The sequence below is a fragment of the Oceanispirochaeta sp. M1 genome, from assembly GCF_003346715.1.
Taxonomy (GTDB): domain Bacteria; phylum Spirochaetota; class Spirochaetia; order DSM-2461; family DSM-2461; genus Oceanispirochaeta.
Map to the genome: position 1 here is coordinate 1 of NZ_QQPQ01000116.1, position 1,594 is coordinate 1,594.

Here is a 1,594-nt window from a genome sequence, read left to right on the forward strand (position 1 = left end):
TATTTAGGGCCTGCTGAATAAATCCTAAGTTTAAATTTACAAAGGAGTTATTCATTAATATAATGACTTCAGATGCATGAATAACGGTAGAAATTACCGAAAACCTTTGCAGCTGAGGTGAGTATGTACAGAGAAGAATCTGAAGAACAGCAGAAAATAGAGGATTTCTACCTTCCTTTCGGAGGACACCTGGATGAAACAAATAGATGGGTGATTTTAAGCAATAAAATACCTTGGGATAAGATTGAATCTGATTACGCCAAACAATTTTCTTCCACCGGAAATGGAGCTCCAGCGAAATCAATTAGAATGGCCTTAGGGGCATTGATTATCAAGGAGAAACTTCAGATTTCTGATGAGGAAGTTGTAGCTCAGATCAAGGAAAACCCCTATCTTCAGTATTTTACTGGTCTAGAAAGCTATATTGAAGAGCGTCCATTTGATGCATCTTTAATGGTCCATTTTCGGAAGAGGCTTAATGGACAGATTATGCAGAAAGCCAATGAGATTTTGTTTCGAGAATTCCAGGAAAAAGAACTAAAAAAAAACCGCAAAATCCGAAAGAAGCTGAAAAATGGAAAAAGTTAAAAAATAAGGGGAAATTGATTGCGGATGCGACTTGTTGTCCTTCAGACATTCGCTATCCCAATGATATGTCATTACTGAATGAAGCCCGTGAGAATACAGAGCGAATTATTGATTTTCTATATCCTTTGGATACTGAGAAAAAAGAAGAAAAACCAAGGGATTACAGACAGGTGGCTCATAAAGATTTTATTGCCTATACGAAGAAACGGAGACCTGGGCACAGTGTGAGGAGAAAAGCGCTCAGAAAGCAGTTAAATTATCTGAGACGAAATATTAAGCACATTGAACGTATGTTTAACAGGATTGATACTGAAGTCCCTTGCCGACTTATAGCCCGCTTCGCAGTGGTAAAAGATCTGTATAGGCAACAACGTCAGATGTATGAACGGAATGAGCGAAAAGTAGATCACAGGATCGTAAGTGTTACCCAGCCTCACATCAGACCGATCGTTCGTGGAAAGGCTGGAACTCCTGTAGAGTTTGGAGCAAAAGTGTCTATCAGTTTGTCAGATGGGTTCAGTTTTATAGACCATCTTTCATGGGCCAACTTCAATGAAGCTGGTGATTTGATTTATCAGATTGAAAAATACAAAGAACGATATGGTTATTATCCAGAATCTGTTCATGCGGATAAGATTTACCAGAATCGAGAGAATCGAAAATATTGTAAAGATCGGGATATTCGGATGACGGGAAAACCTCTTGGCCGTCCCCCAAAAGAAACTGAGAAAAATAAAGAGGAATTGAAAGCAGCATCAAAGCAACGGTATCAGGATGATGTTGATAGGATCGCAGTTGAAGGATGTATTGGTGTTGCAAAAAGAAAGTATGGTTTGGGGTTGATAAAATCAAAATTACAATCTACCAGTGAAACGGAGATCTTCCTTTCAATATTTGTCATGAACTTGGACAAAATGTGTTCCAAAGAAATGAGAGAAATTGAAGAAAGATTCAAAATCAGGAGAACTAGGGTTGCCTGAAAGACTTTTTCAGTAAGCCCTATTTA

2 protein-coding genes are annotated in these 1,594 nt (G+C 38.3%); both read left to right on the forward strand.

The window, feature by feature from the left end; all coding sequences use genetic code 11:
- Window positions 1-123: 123 nt before the first annotated feature.
- Window positions 124-588: a transposase gene (locus DV872_RS26015; RefSeq protein ID WP_114632890.1), complete on the forward strand. Its 465-nt coding sequence runs from the start codon at window positions 124-126 to the stop codon at window positions 586-588.
- 125 nt (window positions 589-713) lie between these two features.
- Window positions 714-1,568 (forward strand): transposase, encoded by an 855-nt coding sequence (locus DV872_RS26020; protein WP_158547198.1) that lies wholly within the window; start codon window positions 714-716, stop codon window positions 1,566-1,568.
- Window positions 1,569-1,594: the final 26 nt, after the last annotated feature.

What these genes read in the sequence shown, in the direction of transcription:
- DV872_RS26015 (WP_114632890.1), top strand. Translation starts at nt 124, where the DNA reads ATGTACAGAGAAGAATCTGAAGAACAGCAGAAAATAGAGGATTTCTAC.